The sequence below is a fragment of the Photobacterium sp. 270122K genome (assembly GCF_059941365.1).
Genome location: NZ_JBPOEN010000002.1, coordinates 43,267 through 59,700 on the forward strand (window position 1 = coordinate 43,267; position 16,434 = coordinate 59,700).

19 protein-coding genes are annotated in these 16,434 nt (G+C 51.4%); 15 read left to right on the top strand and 4 right to left on the bottom strand.

Translation table 11 applies throughout. The features are described 5' to 3' along the window. The first annotated feature begins 39 nt into the window (after positions 1-39). The 4 genes from ACSF8W_RS03365 to ACSF8W_RS03380 all read left to right on the top strand — a co-directional run bounded on the left by ACSF8W_RS03365 (position 40) and on the right by ACSF8W_RS03380 (position 2,535). Positions 40-717, top strand: coding sequence for an HAD family hydrolase (locus ACSF8W_RS03365; protein WP_500845066.1), 678 nt, complete (start codon positions 40-42; stop codon positions 715-717). Between the two features lie 142 nt (positions 718-859). After that, positions 860-1,264, top strand: coding sequence for a hypothetical protein (locus ACSF8W_RS03370; protein ID WP_428476592.1), 405 nt, complete (start codon positions 860-862; stop codon positions 1,262-1,264). Positions 1,265-1,380: 116 nt separating this feature from the next. Continuing rightward, positions 1,381-1,719, top strand: coding sequence for a nitrogen regulatory protein P-II (gene glnB, locus ACSF8W_RS03375; protein WP_428476593.1), 339 nt, complete (start codon positions 1,381-1,383; stop codon positions 1,717-1,719). Positions 1,720-2,088: 369 nt separating this feature from the next. Further along, positions 2,089-2,535 carry a GNAT family N-acetyltransferase gene (locus ACSF8W_RS03380; RefSeq protein ID WP_500845068.1) on the top strand — a complete coding sequence of 149 codons (447 nt, stop codon included), beginning with the start codon at positions 2,089-2,091 and terminating at the stop codon, positions 2,533-2,535. 85 nt (positions 2,536-2,620) lie between these two features. Here the strand turns inward: ACSF8W_RS03380 and ACSF8W_RS03385 are convergent, their stop codons facing one another. Then, on the bottom strand, positions 2,621-3,241 hold the full coding sequence (locus ACSF8W_RS03385; protein WP_500845070.1) for a YitT family protein: 621 nt from the start codon (positions 3,239-3,241) through the stop codon (positions 2,621-2,623). A gap of 454 nt (positions 3,242-3,695) precedes the next feature. Here ACSF8W_RS03385 and glyA point away from each other — a divergent pair, with 454 nt between their 5' ends. From glyA to pgpA, 9 genes are all read left to right on the top strand, one after another. Beyond that, positions 3,696-4,946, top strand: a complete 1,251-nt coding sequence (glyA, locus tag ACSF8W_RS03390; RefSeq protein WP_500845072.1) for a serine hydroxymethyltransferase — start codon at positions 3,696-3,698, stop codon at positions 4,944-4,946. 204 nt (positions 4,947-5,150) lie between these two features. Then, complete coding sequence (gene nrdR / locus ACSF8W_RS03395) at positions 5,151-5,600, top strand: transcriptional regulator NrdR (protein ID WP_428476596.1); 450 nt, start codon at positions 5,151-5,153, stop codon at positions 5,598-5,600. Positions 5,601-5,651: 51 nt separating this feature from the next. Then, a complete protein-coding gene (gene ribD / locus ACSF8W_RS03400) occupies positions 5,652-6,797 on the top strand; it encodes a bifunctional diaminohydroxyphosphoribosylaminopyrimidine deaminase/5-amino-6-(5-phosphoribosylamino)uracil reductase RibD (RefSeq protein ID WP_500845075.1) in 1,146 nt (381 codons plus the stop codon). A gap of 8 nt (positions 6,798-6,805) precedes the next feature. Then, positions 6,806-7,462 carry a riboflavin synthase gene (locus ACSF8W_RS03405; RefSeq protein ID WP_500845077.1) on the top strand — a complete coding sequence of 219 codons (657 nt, stop codon included), beginning with the start codon at positions 6,806-6,808 and terminating at the stop codon, positions 7,460-7,462. 36 nt (positions 7,463-7,498) lie between these two features. Further along, on the top strand, positions 7,499-8,602 hold the full coding sequence (ribBA, locus tag ACSF8W_RS03410; RefSeq protein WP_500845079.1) for a bifunctional 3,4-dihydroxy-2-butanone-4-phosphate synthase/GTP cyclohydrolase II: 1,104 nt from the start codon (positions 7,499-7,501) through the stop codon (positions 8,600-8,602). A 167-nt stretch (positions 8,603-8,769) separates the two neighbouring features. Then, positions 8,770-9,240 carry a 6,7-dimethyl-8-ribityllumazine synthase gene (gene ribH / locus ACSF8W_RS03415; RefSeq protein ID WP_428476600.1) on the top strand — a complete coding sequence of 157 codons (471 nt, stop codon included), beginning with the start codon at positions 8,770-8,772 and terminating at the stop codon, positions 9,238-9,240. Next, positions 9,240-9,710: a transcription antitermination factor NusB gene (gene nusB, locus ACSF8W_RS03420; RefSeq protein ID WP_500845081.1), complete on the top strand. Its 471-nt coding sequence runs from the start codon at positions 9,240-9,242 to the stop codon at positions 9,708-9,710. The genes ribH and nusB overlap by 1 nt, the downstream gene beginning before the upstream one ends. Before the next feature lie 74 nt (positions 9,711-9,784). Next, on the top strand, positions 9,785-10,759 hold the full coding sequence (gene thiL, locus ACSF8W_RS03425) for a thiamine-phosphate kinase (protein WP_500845083.1): 975 nt from the start codon (positions 9,785-9,787) through the stop codon (positions 10,757-10,759). A gap of 3 nt (positions 10,760-10,762) precedes the next feature. After that, the gene (pgpA, locus tag ACSF8W_RS03430; RefSeq protein WP_428476603.1) at positions 10,763-11,248 is read left to right on the top strand and encodes a phosphatidylglycerophosphatase A; all 486 of its coding nucleotides are present in this window, start codon (positions 10,763-10,765) and stop codon (positions 11,246-11,248) included. A gap of 93 nt (positions 11,249-11,341) precedes the next feature. Here the strand turns inward: pgpA and dxs are convergent, their stop codons facing one another. Genes dxs through xseB form a run of 3 tightly spaced genes read right to left on the bottom strand, consistent with a single transcriptional unit; the run spans position 11,342 to position 14,390 of the window. Further along, positions 11,342-13,228 carry a 1-deoxy-D-xylulose-5-phosphate synthase gene (gene dxs, locus ACSF8W_RS03435; RefSeq protein WP_500845085.1) on the bottom strand — a complete coding sequence of 629 codons (1,887 nt, stop codon included), beginning with the start codon at positions 13,226-13,228 and terminating at the stop codon, positions 11,342-11,344. A gap of 24 nt (positions 13,229-13,252) precedes the next feature. Beyond that, entirely contained in the window at positions 13,253-14,155 is a 903-nt protein-coding gene (ispA, locus tag ACSF8W_RS03440) for a (2E,6E)-farnesyl diphosphate synthase (RefSeq protein ID WP_500845087.1), read from the bottom strand. Beyond that, entirely contained in the window at positions 14,148-14,390 is a 243-nt protein-coding gene (gene xseB, locus ACSF8W_RS03445) for an exodeoxyribonuclease VII small subunit (protein WP_428476606.1), read from the bottom strand. Before xseB ends, ispA begins: the two co-directional genes overlap by 8 nt. 337 nt (positions 14,391-14,727) lie before the next feature. Between xseB and pomA the strand changes: the two genes are divergently transcribed. Beyond that, complete coding sequence (pomA, locus tag ACSF8W_RS03450) at positions 14,728-15,489, top strand: flagellar motor protein PomA (protein WP_500845089.1); 762 nt, start codon at positions 14,728-14,730, stop codon at positions 15,487-15,489. Between the two features lie 8 nt (positions 15,490-15,497). Further along, entirely contained in the window at positions 15,498-16,412 is a 915-nt protein-coding gene (locus tag ACSF8W_RS03455; RefSeq protein ID WP_500845091.1) for a flagellar motor protein MotB, read from the top strand. Positions 16,413-16,434 lie beyond the last annotated feature (22 nt).

The window sequence follows — 16,434 nt, forward strand, 5'->3', positions numbered from 1 at the left end:
GATTAAGCTACAAGGAGACGGTTCACACAGGGGAATGCCATGATATTTTTCGACTTAGATAATACATTGCTCGATCATGACGGTGCAGAGCAGGAGGCGATCGCGGCCTTTGCGGGTGTGTACCATCAGGCGATCATTGATTGCCCGGACGGCATCGGACAGGCGTGGCGGCACATTACCGATCAGCAACGTGCGCGTTGGCGGGCGGGTGCGTTGAATTTTGAACAGCTTCGGCGTGCTCGGATCAGCGCCTTGTTCAAAGACCCGCTAACCGTCGCTCAAGCCGATGCGCTCAGTACCGAGTACTACCGCATTTATCAGCAGCACTGGCGACTGTTTGATGATGTGATCCCCGCCTTAGATGCATTACGCGATATCACCCCATTGGCGATTATTACCAACGGTTTTGCTTTTCAGCAGGAAGCCAAATTGACCGCCACACGCATCCGCCCTTATTTTTCACATCTCGTGGTGTCAGAACAGGTGGGCGTAGCCAAACCCGCCCCCGCCATCTTTCAACATGCGCTGCGCCTTTCGCAGAAAAATGCCGCATCATGCTGGTATATCGGCAATCACCCTATTAACGACGCGCAAGCCGCGGCCCAACAGGGGTTTAAAGCCGTATGGCTTAATCGTGATGGGCATGAAGGGGCGGTTACGACCCGTGTGGTACGCCGTTTAACCGGTTTTGCCGACCTGATAAAAATGCATTACTAAGGGAACGAATGTCCCAAAAACGGTCTAAAACGTTAGGAACAATGTTCAATAGCGGTTGTACTGGTTGCATTAGCCGCATAAAATGCAGGGCTTATTGTGAGATTTATCAGATCCAAACCGCTTTCAAGGAAGAGAGACCAACATGGATGCAAACAGCAGTGCATTGACACTGGCTGCCAAGGGCTTGGCGGCATTAGTCGTGCTATTCCTGATCCGTTATATTGATACATTCACGACCATATTTAGTTTTCAGCAAGTGGGGATCGTCCCCAACATCGTTGCTGTCTTAGTACTGGCATCCGGTATCAGCGCCATCATCGGTCTCGGCCAAGGGAACCGTTGGGGCTTCATTCCCCTGTATTTTTTTATCCCCGCCATCACCCTGTTTTTTGGCTACAGCCTGATCCCGTATTTACCGCACCTTTTTCGACCTGAATTCCGCCATATCGTTATCATTTTACTTAATAGCACCGTGATGCTCTTTGCCGTTATCCTTCTGCTCAAGATGATGGACAACGATGTGATCCTTCCCGCCGAAAAATACTAAACCACGGTCAACAGAACATTCCGCATTTGTTATACTGCCTGCATTAGTAATCAGGCAGTTGACGACCGTCACCCTCAAGGTCTCAACCCATCTCTGCTCAGCAAAGGATGATGAGAATGAAAAAAATTGAAGCCATTATTAAGCCCTTCAAGCTTGATGATGTTCGCGAAGCCCTCGCCGATGTCGGTATCACCGGCATGACCGTCTCAGAAGTGAAAGGTTTCGGTCGCCAAAAAGGCCACACCGAACTCTACCGTGGCGCAGAATACATGGTCGACTTCCTGCCAAAAGTGAAGCTAGAAATCGTCGTGACCGATGACGTCGCTGATCAATGCGTCGACACCATCGTCGAAACCGCGCAAACCGGTAAAATCGGTGATGGTAAGATCTTCATGTTCGATGTAGAGCGCGTGGTGCGTATCAGGACGGGTGAGGAAGACGAGGACGCTATCTAAAATCCGTTATGGCGTTGCCGTTTCATCCTCTGTCTGTATCGGAAGTACTCATTTATGCGTATAAACTCCGTGCTTCCTCTTTGCCAGAGAACGAAACGGCTTAGCCAAAATGATGTTTAATTGATGTGGTTTTGCGTCGTTATTTCGTTCAACGCCGTTATCAGACATGCTGATTTATGCGCATAAATTCTGTATACCCTATTGGTATGTAAGCGGGGCGCATGAGTATGCAGTGACAGGAAAGCTTGCCATCACGGTGAGCTTTTTTTATGCCTGACGATCGTGAGATAGCCAACGTAAGATTGTAAATTTAAGGCTGTTCAAGCGGAAAGTGGACTCCTATGCTGATAGGCAGCTAAGGAGCACATAATGAAAATTTACCAAGCGCAAGTCAACGATGTCGATCAGTTCAGCTTTCTCTATGAAGCGTATTTGGACTTCTATCAGGTTGAGCAACCGCGAAAGGATCCGGCGGCGTATTTAAAAGCACGCTTAAATCAGCAGGAGAGTGTGATTTTTGTGGCAGAGGATGAGGCGGGTAACCCGGTTGGGTTTACGCAGTTGTATCCGCTGTTTTGTTCGTTAGCGATGCAGCGTACCTGGCTATTGTATGATCTGTATGTTAGCGCTGAAGCCCGTCAGAGTGGGGTGGCGCAAGCCTTGATGGATCGTGCGGAGCAGATGGCGAAAGAGACCGACAGCGCGTTTATTATGCTGAGCACGGCCGTCGATAACCATCGCGCACAGGCGCTGTATGAAAAAAATGGGTATGAAAAAGATGTCGACTTTTATACCTACCTTAAGCATCTCGACTAAGTCGCGCGAGAGATAAGCCAAGACGAAAAACGGAAGCCAAGGCTTCCGTTTTTTATGTGTGTTAAGCGAGATCAGTGAGGCAAGTTTAAGAGGCCTGCTGGGCTTTCACCCCACCGGCATAGCGTCCCGGCTTGTGGTTCATCGCCAACACCAAGTTCAGCAAGAAGGCGCCGATCACCGAGAAGAGCAGGGTCATTGGTGTGACCAAGAAGAACGACGCCACCAAAATGGTGATATCAATCCCCATCTGTAGCTTACCTGCTGACCAGCCAAACTTCTCTTGTAAGAACAAGACCAGCACATTGAAACCACCCAAACTGGTTTTGTGGCGAAACAAAATCAGCATGCCTAATCCCATCAATACCCCGCCAATCATGGCGCAGTACAGCGGTTCTAATCGGCTGATCTCCAGCACATGGTGCAGATTATCGGTGATCACCGACACTAGCCCTCCCGAAAGGATACTGGTAATGGCAAAACGGCGCCCCATGCGAAACCATGCCATGCAATAGAACGGAATATTCATCATGAAGTAGAGCTGGCCAAAAGAGAGGTCGATAAATTGGCTGGCCAGCAAAGCTAAACCGGTTGTCCCACCGGTGAGCAGGTGGGCTTGCTGTAAAAAGAACACCCCTTGGGCGACCACAAAGGTGCCGGTGAGAATGGCAATGATGTTCTCTTTCGCTGAGTGGGAATACGCGCTCAAAAATACACTCCTTATTGTTAAGCCCGCCATGATAATGCGCAACTGAAAAAAAGATGAGAGGGAAACGGAAAACATTGCCCACACAGGTGTTTAGATAAGTTTACGCAGATGTAAAAAATTAATTTACGCCTTTATCTTGTTAATAGCGACGGAGAAGTAGTGAAAGCTGTAAACGCGGAAGTGAAAAAACGCACAAGATGAAAACAATTCATCCTCAAGTTGAAATAAATGCCAATAAAAAGTCACATTAGGGCTACCTGATTTAGATCAATTTCTGTAAAATACAGCGTTATATACAGATATGACGAAAACGTTTGCGTCTCCGTGGCGCCTAGCTTGGCGGTTTTTCGTTTTTTGCCAAAAAAGTGTGTTTACCACCTAGATTGTCGGCATGACGTGTTTATCACGACCCAGCGACACAAGGTTTGAAAACAATCTGAGTCAGGAGAGACAGATGCTAAAGCGCGACATGAATATTGCCGATTATGACGCTGAGCTGTTTGCAGCTATCCAGGAAGAAACGGCCCGTCAGGAAGAACACATCGAGTTGATTGCTTCTGAAAACTACACCAGCCCACGTGTCATGGAAGCGCAGGGTTCTCAGCTAACTAATAAGTACGCAGAAGGTTACCCGGGCAAGCGTTATTACGGCGGCTGTGAGTTCGTTGATAAAGCCGAGCAGCTAGCGATTGATCGTGCTTGCCAGCTTTTTGGTGCTGAGTACGCAAACGTACAGCCACACTCTGGTTCTCAGGCGAACAACGCAGTTTACATGGCCTTGTTGAATGCCGGTGATACGGTACTGGGCATGAGCCTGGCACACGGCGGTCACTTGACGCACGGTTCGCCAGTCAACTTCTCAGGCAAACTGTACAACATCATTCCTTACGGTATCGATGAAGCCGGTCAGATTGACTACGCAGAAGTGGAAGCGCTGGCGCTTGAGCACAAGCCAAAAATGATCATCGGTGGTTTCTCTGCGTACTCGCAAATCGTTGATTGGAAGCGCATGCGTGAAATCGCAGACAAAGTCGGTGCTTACTTCTTTGTTGATATGGCGCACGTTGCCGGTCTGATTGCGGCGGGTGTTTACCCAACGCCAGTACCACACGCACACGTAGTGACAACCACAACGCACAAAACCTTGGCAGGCCCACGTGGTGGTTTGATCCTGTCTAACGAAGGTGAAGAGCTGTACAAGAAACTGAACTCTGCGGTTTTCCCTGGTGGTCAGGGTGGCCCGTTGATGCACGTGATTGCAGCCAAAGCGGTGGCGTTTAAAGAAGCCATGGAGCCTGAGTTCGCAGAATACCAAGCACGTGTCGTTGAAAACGCCAAAGTGATGGTGGGTGAATTCCTTGAGCGCGGTTACAAGATCGTCTCTGGCAGCACCGAAAACCATTTGTTCTTGGTTGATCTGATCGACAAAGGCATCACCGGTAAAGAAGCGGATGCCGCACTGGGTGCCGCTAATATTACCGTGAACAAGAATAGTGTGCCGAATGATCCGCGTAGCCCGTTTGTCACATCGGGTATCCGTGTGGGTACGCCGTCTATCACGCGTCGTGGTTTTACCGCTGACGATGCCAAGCAATTGGCAGGCTGGATGTGTGATGTGCTGGATAACAGCGACAACCCAGAAGTGATTGCTGCGACCAAAGCCAAGGTGCTAGAAATTTGTAAGCGCCTGCCGGTTTACGCGTAATTACACGAATAAATAGAAACATTTCCCCCTTTGTTAGGGCTTGCTTTATGCAAGCCCTTTTTTTATCTCTCTGTGTGCATTTAGGGGCATTTCACCCCACTATTCCTGCCTTTTTCCGGTGTTTTACGGCATAAAAATCGCCTGAAAAGGCGTACTCTCGCCATGAAATGGGTTACACTGAGGCGACGTAAATTAGGAGGCAAGATGCATTGTCCTTTTTGTGGTGCCAACGACACCAAAGTAATTGATTCCCGATTAGTCGCGGATGGCCATCAAGTGCGCCGTCGCCGTCAATGTTTGGCATGCAATGAGCGCTACACCACCTTTGAAAGTGCAGAATTGGTGATGCCTCGTGTGATCAAGAGTAACGGAAGCCGTGACCCATTCAACGAAGAGAAGTTGCGTGGGGGCATTCAACGTGCTTTAGAAAAGCGTCCGGTGAGCACTGATGACATCGAACGTGCTATCAACACGATTAAGTCACGCTTGCGCGCAACCGGTGAGCGCGAAGTGCCGTCAGATATGATCGGTAACTTGGTGATGGAAGCCTTAAAAGAGCTGGATAAAGTCGCGTACATTCGTTTCGCGTCTGTATACCGCAGCTTTGAAGATATTCGTGAGTTTGGTGAGGAAATCGCCAAGCTAGAAAAATAATTGCCGTCCGGGGCCAGACTCCGGGCGTGCCATAAAAGAAACCGACGTCACATGTTCTCATCCAACGATCATGCCATGATGCTTCGCGCCATCACCTTGGCAAAAAACGGTCAATTCACCACGGCGCCGAACCCCAATGTAGGCTGTGTCATTGCACACGGTGAGCATATTGTGGGTGAAGGCTATCATTATCAAGCGGGTCAACCGCACGCGGAAGTCTTTGCGCTGCGTGCTGCCGGTGAGCGTGCTCGCGGTGCGACGGCCTATGTCACCCTTGAACCCTGTTCCCATTACGGCCGTACACCGCCGTGTGCGGAAGCCTTGGTGAAAGCCGGCGTGGGGCGCGTGGTGTGTGCGATGGTGGATCCCAATCCGAAAGTGGCAGGACGTGGCGTGGCCATCTTGCAGCAAGCCGGTATTGAGGTTCAAGTGGGGTTACTGGAAGCCGATGCCATGGCGCTCAATCCCGGTTTTATCACCCGCATGAAAACGGGGCGTCCGTTTGTGCAGCTAAAATTGGCCGCCAGTTTGGACGGGCGTACTGCATTGGCCAATGGCAAAAGCCAGTGGATCACCAGTGCGCCAGCCCGTTCGGATGTGCAGCGTTATCGGGCTAAAGCGGGCGCGATTTTATCCACCAGTGCTACGGTACTGGCGGATGATCCGTCTTTGAACGTGCGTTGGGCTGACTTGGGCGAGACGGTGCAGCAACAGTATCCGGTAGCCCAGTTGCGTCAACCGGTACGGGTGATCATTGACAGCCAGAACCGCGTTACCCCTGCACACCGTTTGATCAGCTTGCCGGGGCATACCCTGCTGGCTCGCGCGAAAGCCGATACACAAACGTGGCCTGATAGCGTAGAGCAGATTGAGGTGGCGTTGGACTCGGTGACACAACAGGTGGATTTAGCCGTACTGATGGACACCTTGGCCGCCCAAGAGATTAACCACGTGTGGGTGGAAGCGGGTGCCGGATTAGCCGGTGGCTTGTTAGCGGCAGGGTTGGTGGATGAGCTGATTTTGTACCAAGCGCCGAAGTTGATGGGCAGCGACAGCCGAGGGTTACTTGCGCTGGCGGGATTGACCGACATGGCTGATGTCCCTGAGCTGACGATCACAGATGTACGTATGGTGGGGCCGGATATTCGTATCACCGCCCGCGTGAAAGCCATCATGAAAGCAAACGAACAAGAGTAAGGTAGAACATGTTTACTGGCATTATTGAAGCTGTCGGCACCATCACCGCATTGACCCCGAAAGGGCAGGACATTTCGGTGACTGTGGATGCCGGTAAATTGGATCTCAGTGATGTAAAATTGGGTGACAGTATTGCGACCAACGGCGTGTGTTTAACGGTGGTGGCATTGACGGGTAGCGGCTATGTGGCTGACTTGTCATTAGAAACCTTACATCGCACCGCGTTTGCGAGCTATAAAGCCGGCCAAAAAGCGAATTTAGAAAAAGCCATGTTACCGACCACCCGTTTTGGCGGCCACATGGTGTCAGGTCACGTGGATGACGTGGCTGAAATTATCGATCGTACCCATACTGGCCGTGCTATTGAATTTTGGGTGAAGGCGCCAGCGCACCTTGCCCGTTATATTTCCGAAAAAGGCTCGGTGTCGATTGACGGGATCAGTCTGACTGTGAATGCGTTGCGGGGGGATGAGTTCAAATTGACCATCGTTCCGCATACCGCCCTGGAAACGACCATGGAGTCGTTCACGCCAGGCCGTAAGGTGAATTTGGAAGTGGACGTGATCGCCCGTTACCTTGAACGTTTGATGTTAGGTGACAAGGCGGCCGAGAATAAATCAGAACTGACTATGGATATGCTGGCTCGAAGCGGCTTCCTAGGTTAATGGACTCAGAGAATCAGTTATAGAGAAGGTTGTGTTATGGCATTAAGCAGCGCAAAGGACATCATTGAAGACATTCGCCAAGGTAAAATGGTGATTTTGATGGATGACGAAGATCGGGAAAACGAAGGTGACCTGATCATTGCCGCCGATAAGATCACACCCGAAGCGATTAACTTTATGGCCAAACATGGCCGTGGCTTAATCTGCCTTACCTTGACGCAGGCACGCTGTAAGCAGCTTAATTTGCCGCTGATGGTGCAAGATAACACTGAGCAGTTCAGCACCAACTTCACCGTGTCGATTGAAGCGGCAGAAGGGGTGACCACGGGCATTTCAGCAGGCGATCGCGCACGGACTGTTCAAGCTGCAGTGGCGGCCAATGCGACAGCGGCAGATATCGTGATGCCGGGTCACATCTTCCCGTTGATGGCACAAGAAGGCGGCGTATTGACCCGCGCGGGTCATACCGAAGCCGGTTGTGACATCGCACGCTTGGCTGGCCTTGAGCCATCAAGTGTGATTGTTGAGATCTTAAATGAAGACGGCACCATGGCGCGTCGTCCGGATCTGGAAGTGTTCGCGGAGCAACACGGTCTGAAGTTAGGCACCATTGCCGACTTGATTGAGTACCGTAACAACCATGAAACCACCATCGAACGTGTGGCACAGTGCGTGCTGCCGACCGAGTTTGGTGAGTTTGATATGATCACGTACCGTGACACCATCGATAACCAAATTCACTATGCATTAAGCAAGCAGTCGACCACCGACAGCGAAGGCACCTTAGTGCGTGTACACTTGCAAGACACGTTCAAAGACATCCTGCATTCTGGTGCGTCACAGTGGACACTGCCTGCGGCGATGCAACGCATTGCCAGCGAAGGTGGGGTGCTGGTGGTGTTGAGTAAAGCGGAAAGCCAAGACGCGGTACTGACCAAAGTGCGCCAGTTGGTGGCGAAAACCGACGGTAAGCCAATGGTGAAAGTGAACGTGAAAGATCAGTCCCGCCAAGTCGGTGTGGGCTCGCAGATCTTGGCGGATTTAGGTGTGTCTAAAATGCGCCTGTTATCATCAAGCAATCAACGTTATCACTCACTGTCAGGCTTTGGCTTGGAAGTGGTTGAATACATTTGTCAGTAAGGTACAAAGTGCGCGTAGAAATACGCGCTTAACGTCCCCATTATTTTATCGCCGGAATGAGAAAAAGCCGGGAAAAAGCCATCAAAGATGCGCGTTGGTATCATGCGTAAACTGTGGTAGACTCCCGCGGTTCTCATACCGGAAAAGACATAGTCACAGGAAGGCCCATGAAGGTAATTGAAGGCGCCATCGCGGCACCAAACGCAAAAATTGCTATCGTAATTGCACGCTTTAACAGCTTTATTAATGAAAGTCTGCTAGCCGGCGCGCTAGATGCTCTGAAACGCCAGGGTCAAGTGAGTGATGACAACATCACTGTTGTACGTTGTCCTGGTGCTTACGAGCTTCCGCTTGTTGCGCAGCAAGTTGCTAAAAGCGATCGCTATGATGCTATCGTTGCGCTTGGCTCTGTGATCCGTGGCGGTACACCGCATTTTGATTATGTTGCCGGTGAGTGTAACAAAGGTCTGGCGCAAATTGCTCTTGAGTACAACACTCCAGTAGCATTCGGCGTTTTGACTGTAGATTCTATCGAACAAGCCATTGAGCGCGCCGGTACCAAGGCTGGTAATAAAGGGGCAGAGGCTGCACTAAGCGCGCTTGAAATGGTTAATGTACTGTCCCAAATCGAATCCTAATGGGGGTTACTGTGAAACCAGCCGCACGTCGTAATGCACGTCAGTTTGCTGTACAAGCTATTTATTCTTGGCAAATCACCAAAGACAATGTTGCAGACATTGAGATGCACTTCTTGTCAGGTGATAACTTTGAAGAAGAAGAGTTTAAGGCTGATGCGCCTGCGCTTGCCGCACCGCATACAGATGTTGCCTACTTCCGCGACCTGCTAACAGGTGTTGTACTGAACCATCAGGAACTGGACAGCAAAATGCGTCCATACTTGTCGCGTCCACTACAAGATCTGGATCAGATGGAACTTGCGCTACTTCGCCTTGCGATGTACGAAATGCTAAAGCGTGATGACGTACCTTACAAAGTGGTAATCAACGAAGCTATCGAACTGGCTAAAGTGTTCGGTGCTGAAGACAGCCACAAGTTTGTTAATGGTGTGCTGGACAAAGCAGCGCCAACACTTCGTAAAAAGAAGTAATCACGAAATATTTTCAAGGCCAGCATTGCTGGCCTTTTTTCTGTCTTCATTTTCTCTCCATACAATAGAAGCATATGGCCACCAACGAATTTGATCTTATTGCGCGCTATTTTGCGCATCAAGCGGTGAACCGCAAGGATGTGGCGTTGGCGATCGGTGATGACTGTGCCGTGCTGGACGTGCCTGTGGGCAGCCAGCTGGCGGTGAGTACCGATTCGTTAGTCGCAGGGACCCATTTCTTAGCGGAGGCGGATCCGGTGCGGGTCGCCCATAAGGCATTGGCCTCCAACTTGAGTGACTTAGCGGCCATGGGCGCAACGCCCGCTTGGGTGTCGTTAGCCCTGACAATGCCAGCGCCGGATGAAGCATGGCTGGCCGGTTTCTGTCAGGGCTTTTTCGCCTTGGCAGAATACTACAATGTGCAGCTGATCGGCGGTGACACGACGAAAGGCCCGTTAAGCCTGACTCTGACGGTACACGGGTTTGTGCCGCACGGGAAAGCGTTAACCCGCAGTGGTGCGCAGTCTGGTGATTGGATTTATGTGACGGGTACCTTGGGTGACAGTGCTGCCGGATTGGCGTTAATTCTGGGTCAGACCACGGTCGACGATCCGCAATTGGCGGATGTACTGGTGGAACGCCATTACTGTGCCCAACCCCGCATTCTTGCCGGACAGGCATTGCGCGGTATTGCCTCTGCCGCACTCGACATTTCTGACGGTTTAGTGTCTGATCTAGGGCATATTTTAAAACGCTCTGGCGTGGCAGCTGTGTTGAATGTTGAGACACTGCCGCTGTCGGATGAATTGCGTCGCTTTGCCCCGGATGCGGATACCGCGTATCAGTTGGCGCTGACCAGCGGAGAAGAATATGAGTTGTGCTTCACTGTACCGGAAGGGAACCGTGGGGCATTGGAAACGGCATTAGCACATTGTGGCGTGAAGGCGACGTGTGTGGGGCAATTGCGTCCAGGTGCGGGCGTGACGTTATTGAAAGCCGGCAACGCCGTTGATTGGCAGTTGCAGGGCTATGATCATTTTGCGGAGTAAATTGTGGATAACCCAAAAGCAAACATCAATCTGAAAAACCCGTGGCATCTGCTGGCGACGGGATTTGGTAGCGGTCTGTCACCGGTGGTGCCGGGCACCATGGGTACCTTGGCCTCGATCCCGTTTTACCTTCTGATTGTGCAGTTGCCGTTTGTGCTGTACCTGCTGATCATTGTGGTATCGGCCATTGTCGGTATTCGCATTTGTCAGAAAACCTCAGACGACATGGGCGTGCACGATCACGGCAGTATCGTGTGGGATGAGTTTGTCGGCTTTTGGATCACCATGGCGATCGCCCCTGTTGTGAGTTGGCAGTGGGTGCTGGCAGGTTTCGTGCTGTTCCGCTTCTTTGACATGGTAAAACCTTGGCCGATCAGTTGGTTGGACAAACACGTTCACGGTGGCTTTGGCATCATGGTCGACGATATTCTGGCTGGCCTGATGGCGATGATCGCGCTATGGGGTGTCGGTTACTGGTTTGGCTGGTAACGGGTAACGCTCGGCAAATTACCGATAATAAAAAACCGCGCAGTGCGCGGTTTTTTTGTGCTTAGAAACGGGCTTATTGGCTGATAAAACGGCTTATTCAGCCAGGTACTGACGAATTTGCTTCTCAATACCTGCCGCATCAAGCTCTAGCATCGCGTGCAGTTCGGCTTGTGTGCCTTGCTCGACAAAGCGATCCGGCAAGCCAAGGTTCAATACCGGCTTGAGCACTTTCTTCTTCATCAAGAACTCATTCACACCGCTACCGGCACCGCCAGCAATGGCATTTTCTTCCACAGTAACCAGCACATCGTGGGTCGCAGCCAGTTCTAGAATCAAGGCTTCATCCAGCGGTTTCACAAAACGCATGTCTGCCACGGTTGCATCCAGCGACTCTGCGGCGTCAAGCGCGTAGTTCAGCAGGGTGCCAAAACCAAGAATTGCCACACGTGGTGTGTCGCTGTCTGTGTTGATCTGACTTTCGCGGCGAACGATCCCTTTACCGATCGGCAGGGCTGTCATCTCGGTGGTTGGTGTAACACCCGTACCACTGCCGCGTGGGTAGCGTACGGCACTTGGCCCTTGGTGTAGGTGGCCCGTGTACAGCATTTGGCGACATTCATTTTCATCGCTCGGCGTCATGATCACCATGTTCGGGATACAGCGCATGAAGCTCAAATCAAACGACCCTTGGTGGGTCTGGCCGTCAGCGCCGACTAAACCACCACGGTCGATGGCAAACATCACCGGCAAATCCATGATCGCGACATCGTGGATCAACTGATCGTAACCGCGCTGCAGGAAGGTCGAGTAAATCGCCACCACAGGGTGATAACCGCCAATCGCCATACCGGTTGCCAGTGTGACCGCGTGCTGTTCTGCAATCGCCACATCAAAGTACTGATCCGGATACGCTTTCGAGAAGCCGACCATGCCAGAACCTTCACGCATCGCGGGCGTGATTGCCATCAGCTTATCGTCTTGCTCGGCCATGTCACACAACCAGTCGCCAAACACATTGGAGAACGTCGGTTGACTCTTGGCTTTCGGGATCGGGTTCTGCGTTAAATCGAACTTCGGTACCGCATGGTAGTTGATCGGATCCGCTTCCGCAGGGGCATACCCTTTGCCTTTTTTGGTCATGATATGCAGGAATTGCGGGCCTTTCATGTTACGCATGTTCTTGATGGTTTTGACCAACTCGACCACGTCGTGACCGTCTACTGGGCCGATGTAATTAAAGCCTAGCTCTTCAAACATGGTGCCAGGGACAACCATGCCTTTCAGGTGTTCTTCCGCACGCTTAACCAATTCTTTGATCGGTGGCGCGCCAGACAGCACTTTCTTGCCGCCTTCACGGATAGTGGTATACAGGTTGCCAGAAAGCAGGCGTGCTAAGTGGTTGTTCAGTGCCCCGACGTTTTCCGAGATCGACATCTCGTTGTCGTTCAGGATCACTAACATGTCCGGGTGAATATCACCGGCATGGTTCATGGCTTCAAACGCCATGCCTGCAGTGATCGCACCATCACCGATCACGCTCACCACTTTGCGCCCTTGGCCTTCTTTATCGGCGGCGATCGCCATGCCGAGGCCTGCACTGATAGAGGTGGATGAGTGACCGACAGACAACACGTCATATTCACTTTCTTCACGCCACGGGAACGGGTGCACGCCGCCTTTTTGGCGAATCGTCCCCATTTTGTCGCGACGGCCCGTTAAGATCTTATGTGGGTAGGCCTGATGGCCGACATCCCAGATCAAATGATCAAACGGGGTGTTGTACACATAATGCAAGGCAACCGTCAGTTCGACTGCGCCGAGGCCGGAGGCAAAATGCCCGCTGCTCTGGCTGACTGACTTAAGTAAGTACGTGCGTAATTCTTCGCACACTGCAGGCAGGCTATCTACCGGCAGGAGACGCAGTTCATCTGGAGTGTTGGCCAGAGCCAGATGAGGGTATTTAGATATATCCAATGTCATAACATTCACGGCGCTTTACTGTTATTAGTTATTGCGCTCGATGACGTATCGGGCAAAAACTGCTAATTGTTCGGTATTGTACGGTATCGCTTCGAGTGCGCGCAGCGCTTGCTGATACAGTTGCTGTGCTTTTGCCTGAGCGCCATCCAACCCGAGAAGAGCAGGATAGGTACTTTTTTCCAGCTCGATATCCGAACCCTGTGGTTTGCCAAGGGTTTGCGTATCACTTATTACGTCAAGAATATCGTCTTGGACTTGAAACGCCAACCCCATCGCATCGGCGTACTCGTCCAGCTGTGGCAACACGGCCACGCCTTTCTCGCCAGCGGCCAGTGCCCCTAAACGAACCGCACAGCGGATCAAGGCACCGGTTTTATGTCGGTGAATCGTTTCTAATTGTGTGAGATCGACCTGTTTGCCTTCTGCGTCCAGATCCAATGCTTGTCCCATACACATGCCGCGGGCACCTGACGCTGCCGCCAATTCTTTGATCATGGCGATGCGTTGGCTTTCCCCATCTTGGCTAAGGGGGCCGCTGGCCAAAATTTCAAAGGCCAGTGTTTGCAAGGCATCCCCAGCAAGGATAGCAGTCGCTTCATCAAAAGCGATATGGCATGTCGGTTGACCGCGACGTAAATTATCGTCGTCCATCGCGGGCAGATCGTCATGGATCAGTGAATACGCATGGATACATTCCACTGCCGCAGCAGGAGTATCAAGTGCTTCACGGGAAGCACCGAGCATTTCACCGGTCACATAGGTCAAAAAAGGACGGGCGCGTTTGCCACCGAGCAAGGTACCGTGTTTCATGGCGTGGATCAGGGACTGATCAGGGAATGGCTGTGCAGCCATCCATTGGCCAAGTTGGTCGTTACTGCGGCATTGGTAGTCAAGCAGAGACTGAGACAGAGAAGGCATGTTATTCATTACTGCTATCAAACTCTGTTAAAGGCGCATGGTCATCCGCCTGCAGCAAGATTTCAACGCGTTGTTCGGCTTGGGTCAGCTTAAGTTGGCTATTTCGGGCTAATGCAATCCCGCGCTCAAATTTCTTCAGCGCCTCTTCCAGAGGAATGTCACCGGATTCAAGCTCATGCACGATGCTGTCAAGTTCATCAAGTGCGGCTTCAAAAGCCATATTTTCAGGTTTTTTGGCTGCCATAATGGGGGTCGCTTCTTTAATTTTGCTCGAAAAAATAGCGTAGAGCGGAAACAGGGTCAAATTATCTCACAGTAATCTGTGTGACAGACAGTAATTTTCATCTTTTCGTGCCAGAAAGCTAAACCAAACCCACACGGTGCCGATAGATATCTTATTGACGCGGAGGGTGAACCGAGCGATCGCGTGGAAAAAGGGCAGAAAGTTCCTGCGTTGTCGTGTGAACGGTGAATCATGCTCTCGCTTTCAGTTGCGTGGCTATGAAAGGGACGAACACCCAGATACAATGCGCGACTGTAAACTCACTCGCAAATTAATGTAACAAATCGGAGACTATCAAGTGGATTTGGCGACCCTTATAGGATTAATTGGCTCGTTTGCCTTTGTCATCATGGCAATGGTACTCGGTGGCAGCTTGGGCATGTTTGTTGATACCCAGTCAATCCTGATCGTGTGTTGTGGCTCGATGTTTGTTGCCTTAATGCAATACAATTTTGGTCAATTTTTGGGTGCAGCAAAGATTGCCGCCAAAGCGTTTATTTTTAAAAACGATAATCCTGAAGACCTAATCGCAAAGATTGTCGAAATGGCGGATGCTGCCCGTAAAGGGGGCTTTCTGGCGTTGGAAGAAATGGAAGTCGACAACTCATTCTTGCGCAAAGGAGTTGATTTGTTGGTGGATGGTCACGATGCGGCCGTTGTGCGTGCCACGCTGGAAAAAGACATCGGCTTGACCAATGACCGTCATGAACAAGGGATCAGTATTTTCAAAGCATTGGCCGAAGTGGCCCCCGCGATGGGCATGATCGGTACCTTGGTGGGATTGGTGGCGATGCTGTCCAACATGGACGATCCGAAATCGATCGGACCTGCCATGGCGGTGGCCTTGCTGACGACGCTGTACGGTGCCGTGATGGCGAACATGCTGTTGTTGCCGATAGCCGCCAAATTGGGGCTACGTAAAGACGAAGAAAAACTCAATCGCCGGTTGATTTTGGATGGGGTGCTGGCGATCCAAGACGGGCAAAACCCGCGTGTGATCGATGGCTACCTGAAAAATTACCTCAATGAAAAGAAACGTACCGTCAACATTGACGAGTAGGGTGTCTGATGGAAGAACATAAGTGTCCACCGCCCGGTCTGCCTGCATGGATGGCAACGTTTTCTGATTTGATGACGTTGTTAATGTGTTTCTTCGTACTGCTGTTGTCGTTTTCGGAAATGGATGTGCTGAAGTTCAAGCAGATCGCCGGCTCGATGAAGTACGCCTTCGGGGTACAAAACATGCTGGAAGTGAAAGACATCCCGAAGGGCACCAGTGTGATCGCGCAGGAATTTCGTCCGGGGCGGCCGGAGCCGACGCCGATTGAAGTGATCATGCAGCAAACCATCGACATGACGCAGCGCACGCTGGATTTCCACGAAGGGGATTCAGAGCGGGCTGGCGGCACCCGGCGTGATGCCGGTAAGTTGACCGGTGGGCAGAGTGCGGATATTTCGACCGAGCAGAACCAGAATACGGAAGCCGAAATGCGTCAAGCGCAGCAGCAAATGATGGATATTTTGCGCAAAGCCCTTGAGAACGAAGTGGCCGAGGGTGCGGTGGAACTGGAAAATCTGGGTCAGCAGTTAGTGATCCGGATTAAAGAGCAAGGGGCGTTTCCGGCAGGCTCGGCGTTTTTGCAGCCGAAGTTCCGACCACTGGTACAGCAAGTTGCTAACTTGGTGAAAGACGTGCCGGGCATCATTCGCGTCAGTGGCCATACCGATAACCAGAAGCTGGATTCGGAACTGTACCGTTCGAATTGGGATCTATCTGCCCAGCGTGCCGTGTCTGTTGCGCAGGAAATGGAAAAAGTGAAAGGCTTTGATCATCACCGTTTACGCGTGGTGGGCTTGGCCGATACCCAACCGTTGAATGGTAACCGTACCGCCGCAGAGCGCAGAGAAAACCGACGGGTTGAAATCTCGATCATGCAGGGTGAGCCGCGTTACTCACCGCCGATCAGTAGCGCACAGCCTTAATACTTGTCGGTGATGTACACCC

Bases quoted from the DNA above. Each gene is read 5' to 3' on its own strand.
- ACSF8W_RS03365 (WP_500845066.1), top strand. From the start codon at position 40: ATGATATTTTTCGACTTAGATAATACATTGCTCGATCATGACGGTGCA.
- ACSF8W_RS03370 (WP_428476592.1), top strand. From the start codon at position 860: ATGGATGCAAACAGCAGTGCATTGACACTGGCTGCCAAGGGCTTGGCG.
- glnB (WP_428476593.1), top strand. From the start codon at position 1,381: ATGAAAAAAATTGAAGCCATTATTAAGCCCTTCAAGCTTGATGATGTT.
- ACSF8W_RS03380 (WP_500845068.1), top strand. From the start codon at position 2,089: ATGAAAATTTACCAAGCGCAAGTCAACGATGTCGATCAGTTCAGCTTT.
- glyA (WP_500845072.1), top strand. From the start codon at position 3,696: ATGCTAAAGCGCGACATGAATATTGCCGATTATGACGCTGAGCTGTTT.
- nrdR (WP_428476596.1), top strand. From the start codon at position 5,151: ATGCATTGTCCTTTTTGTGGTGCCAACGACACCAAAGTAATTGATTCC.
- ribD (WP_500845075.1), top strand. From the start codon at position 5,652: ATGTTCTCATCCAACGATCATGCCATGATGCTTCGCGCCATCACCTTG.
- ACSF8W_RS03405 (WP_500845077.1), top strand. From the start codon at position 6,806: ATGTTTACTGGCATTATTGAAGCTGTCGGCACCATCACCGCATTGACC.
- ribBA (WP_500845079.1), top strand. From the start codon at position 7,499: ATGGCATTAAGCAGCGCAAAGGACATCATTGAAGACATTCGCCAAGGT.
- ribH (WP_428476600.1), top strand. From the start codon at position 8,770: ATGAAGGTAATTGAAGGCGCCATCGCGGCACCAAACGCAAAAATTGCT.
- nusB (WP_500845081.1), top strand. From the start codon at position 9,240: ATGGGGGTTACTGTGAAACCAGCCGCACGTCGTAATGCACGTCAGTTT.
- thiL (WP_500845083.1), top strand. From the start codon at position 9,785: ATGGCCACCAACGAATTTGATCTTATTGCGCGCTATTTTGCGCATCAA.
- dxs (WP_500845085.1), bottom strand. From the start codon at position 13,228: ATGACATTGGATATATCTAAATACCCTCATCTGGCTCTGGCCAACACT.
- ispA (WP_500845087.1), bottom strand. From the start codon at position 14,155: ATGAATAACATGCCTTCTCTGTCTCAGTCTCTGCTTGACTACCAATGC.
- xseB (WP_428476606.1), bottom strand. From the start codon at position 14,390: ATGGCAGCCAAAAAACCTGAAAATATGGCTTTTGAAGCCGCACTTGAT.
- ACSF8W_RS03455 (WP_500845091.1), top strand. From the start codon at position 15,498: ATGGAAGAACATAAGTGTCCACCGCCCGGTCTGCCTGCATGGATGGCA.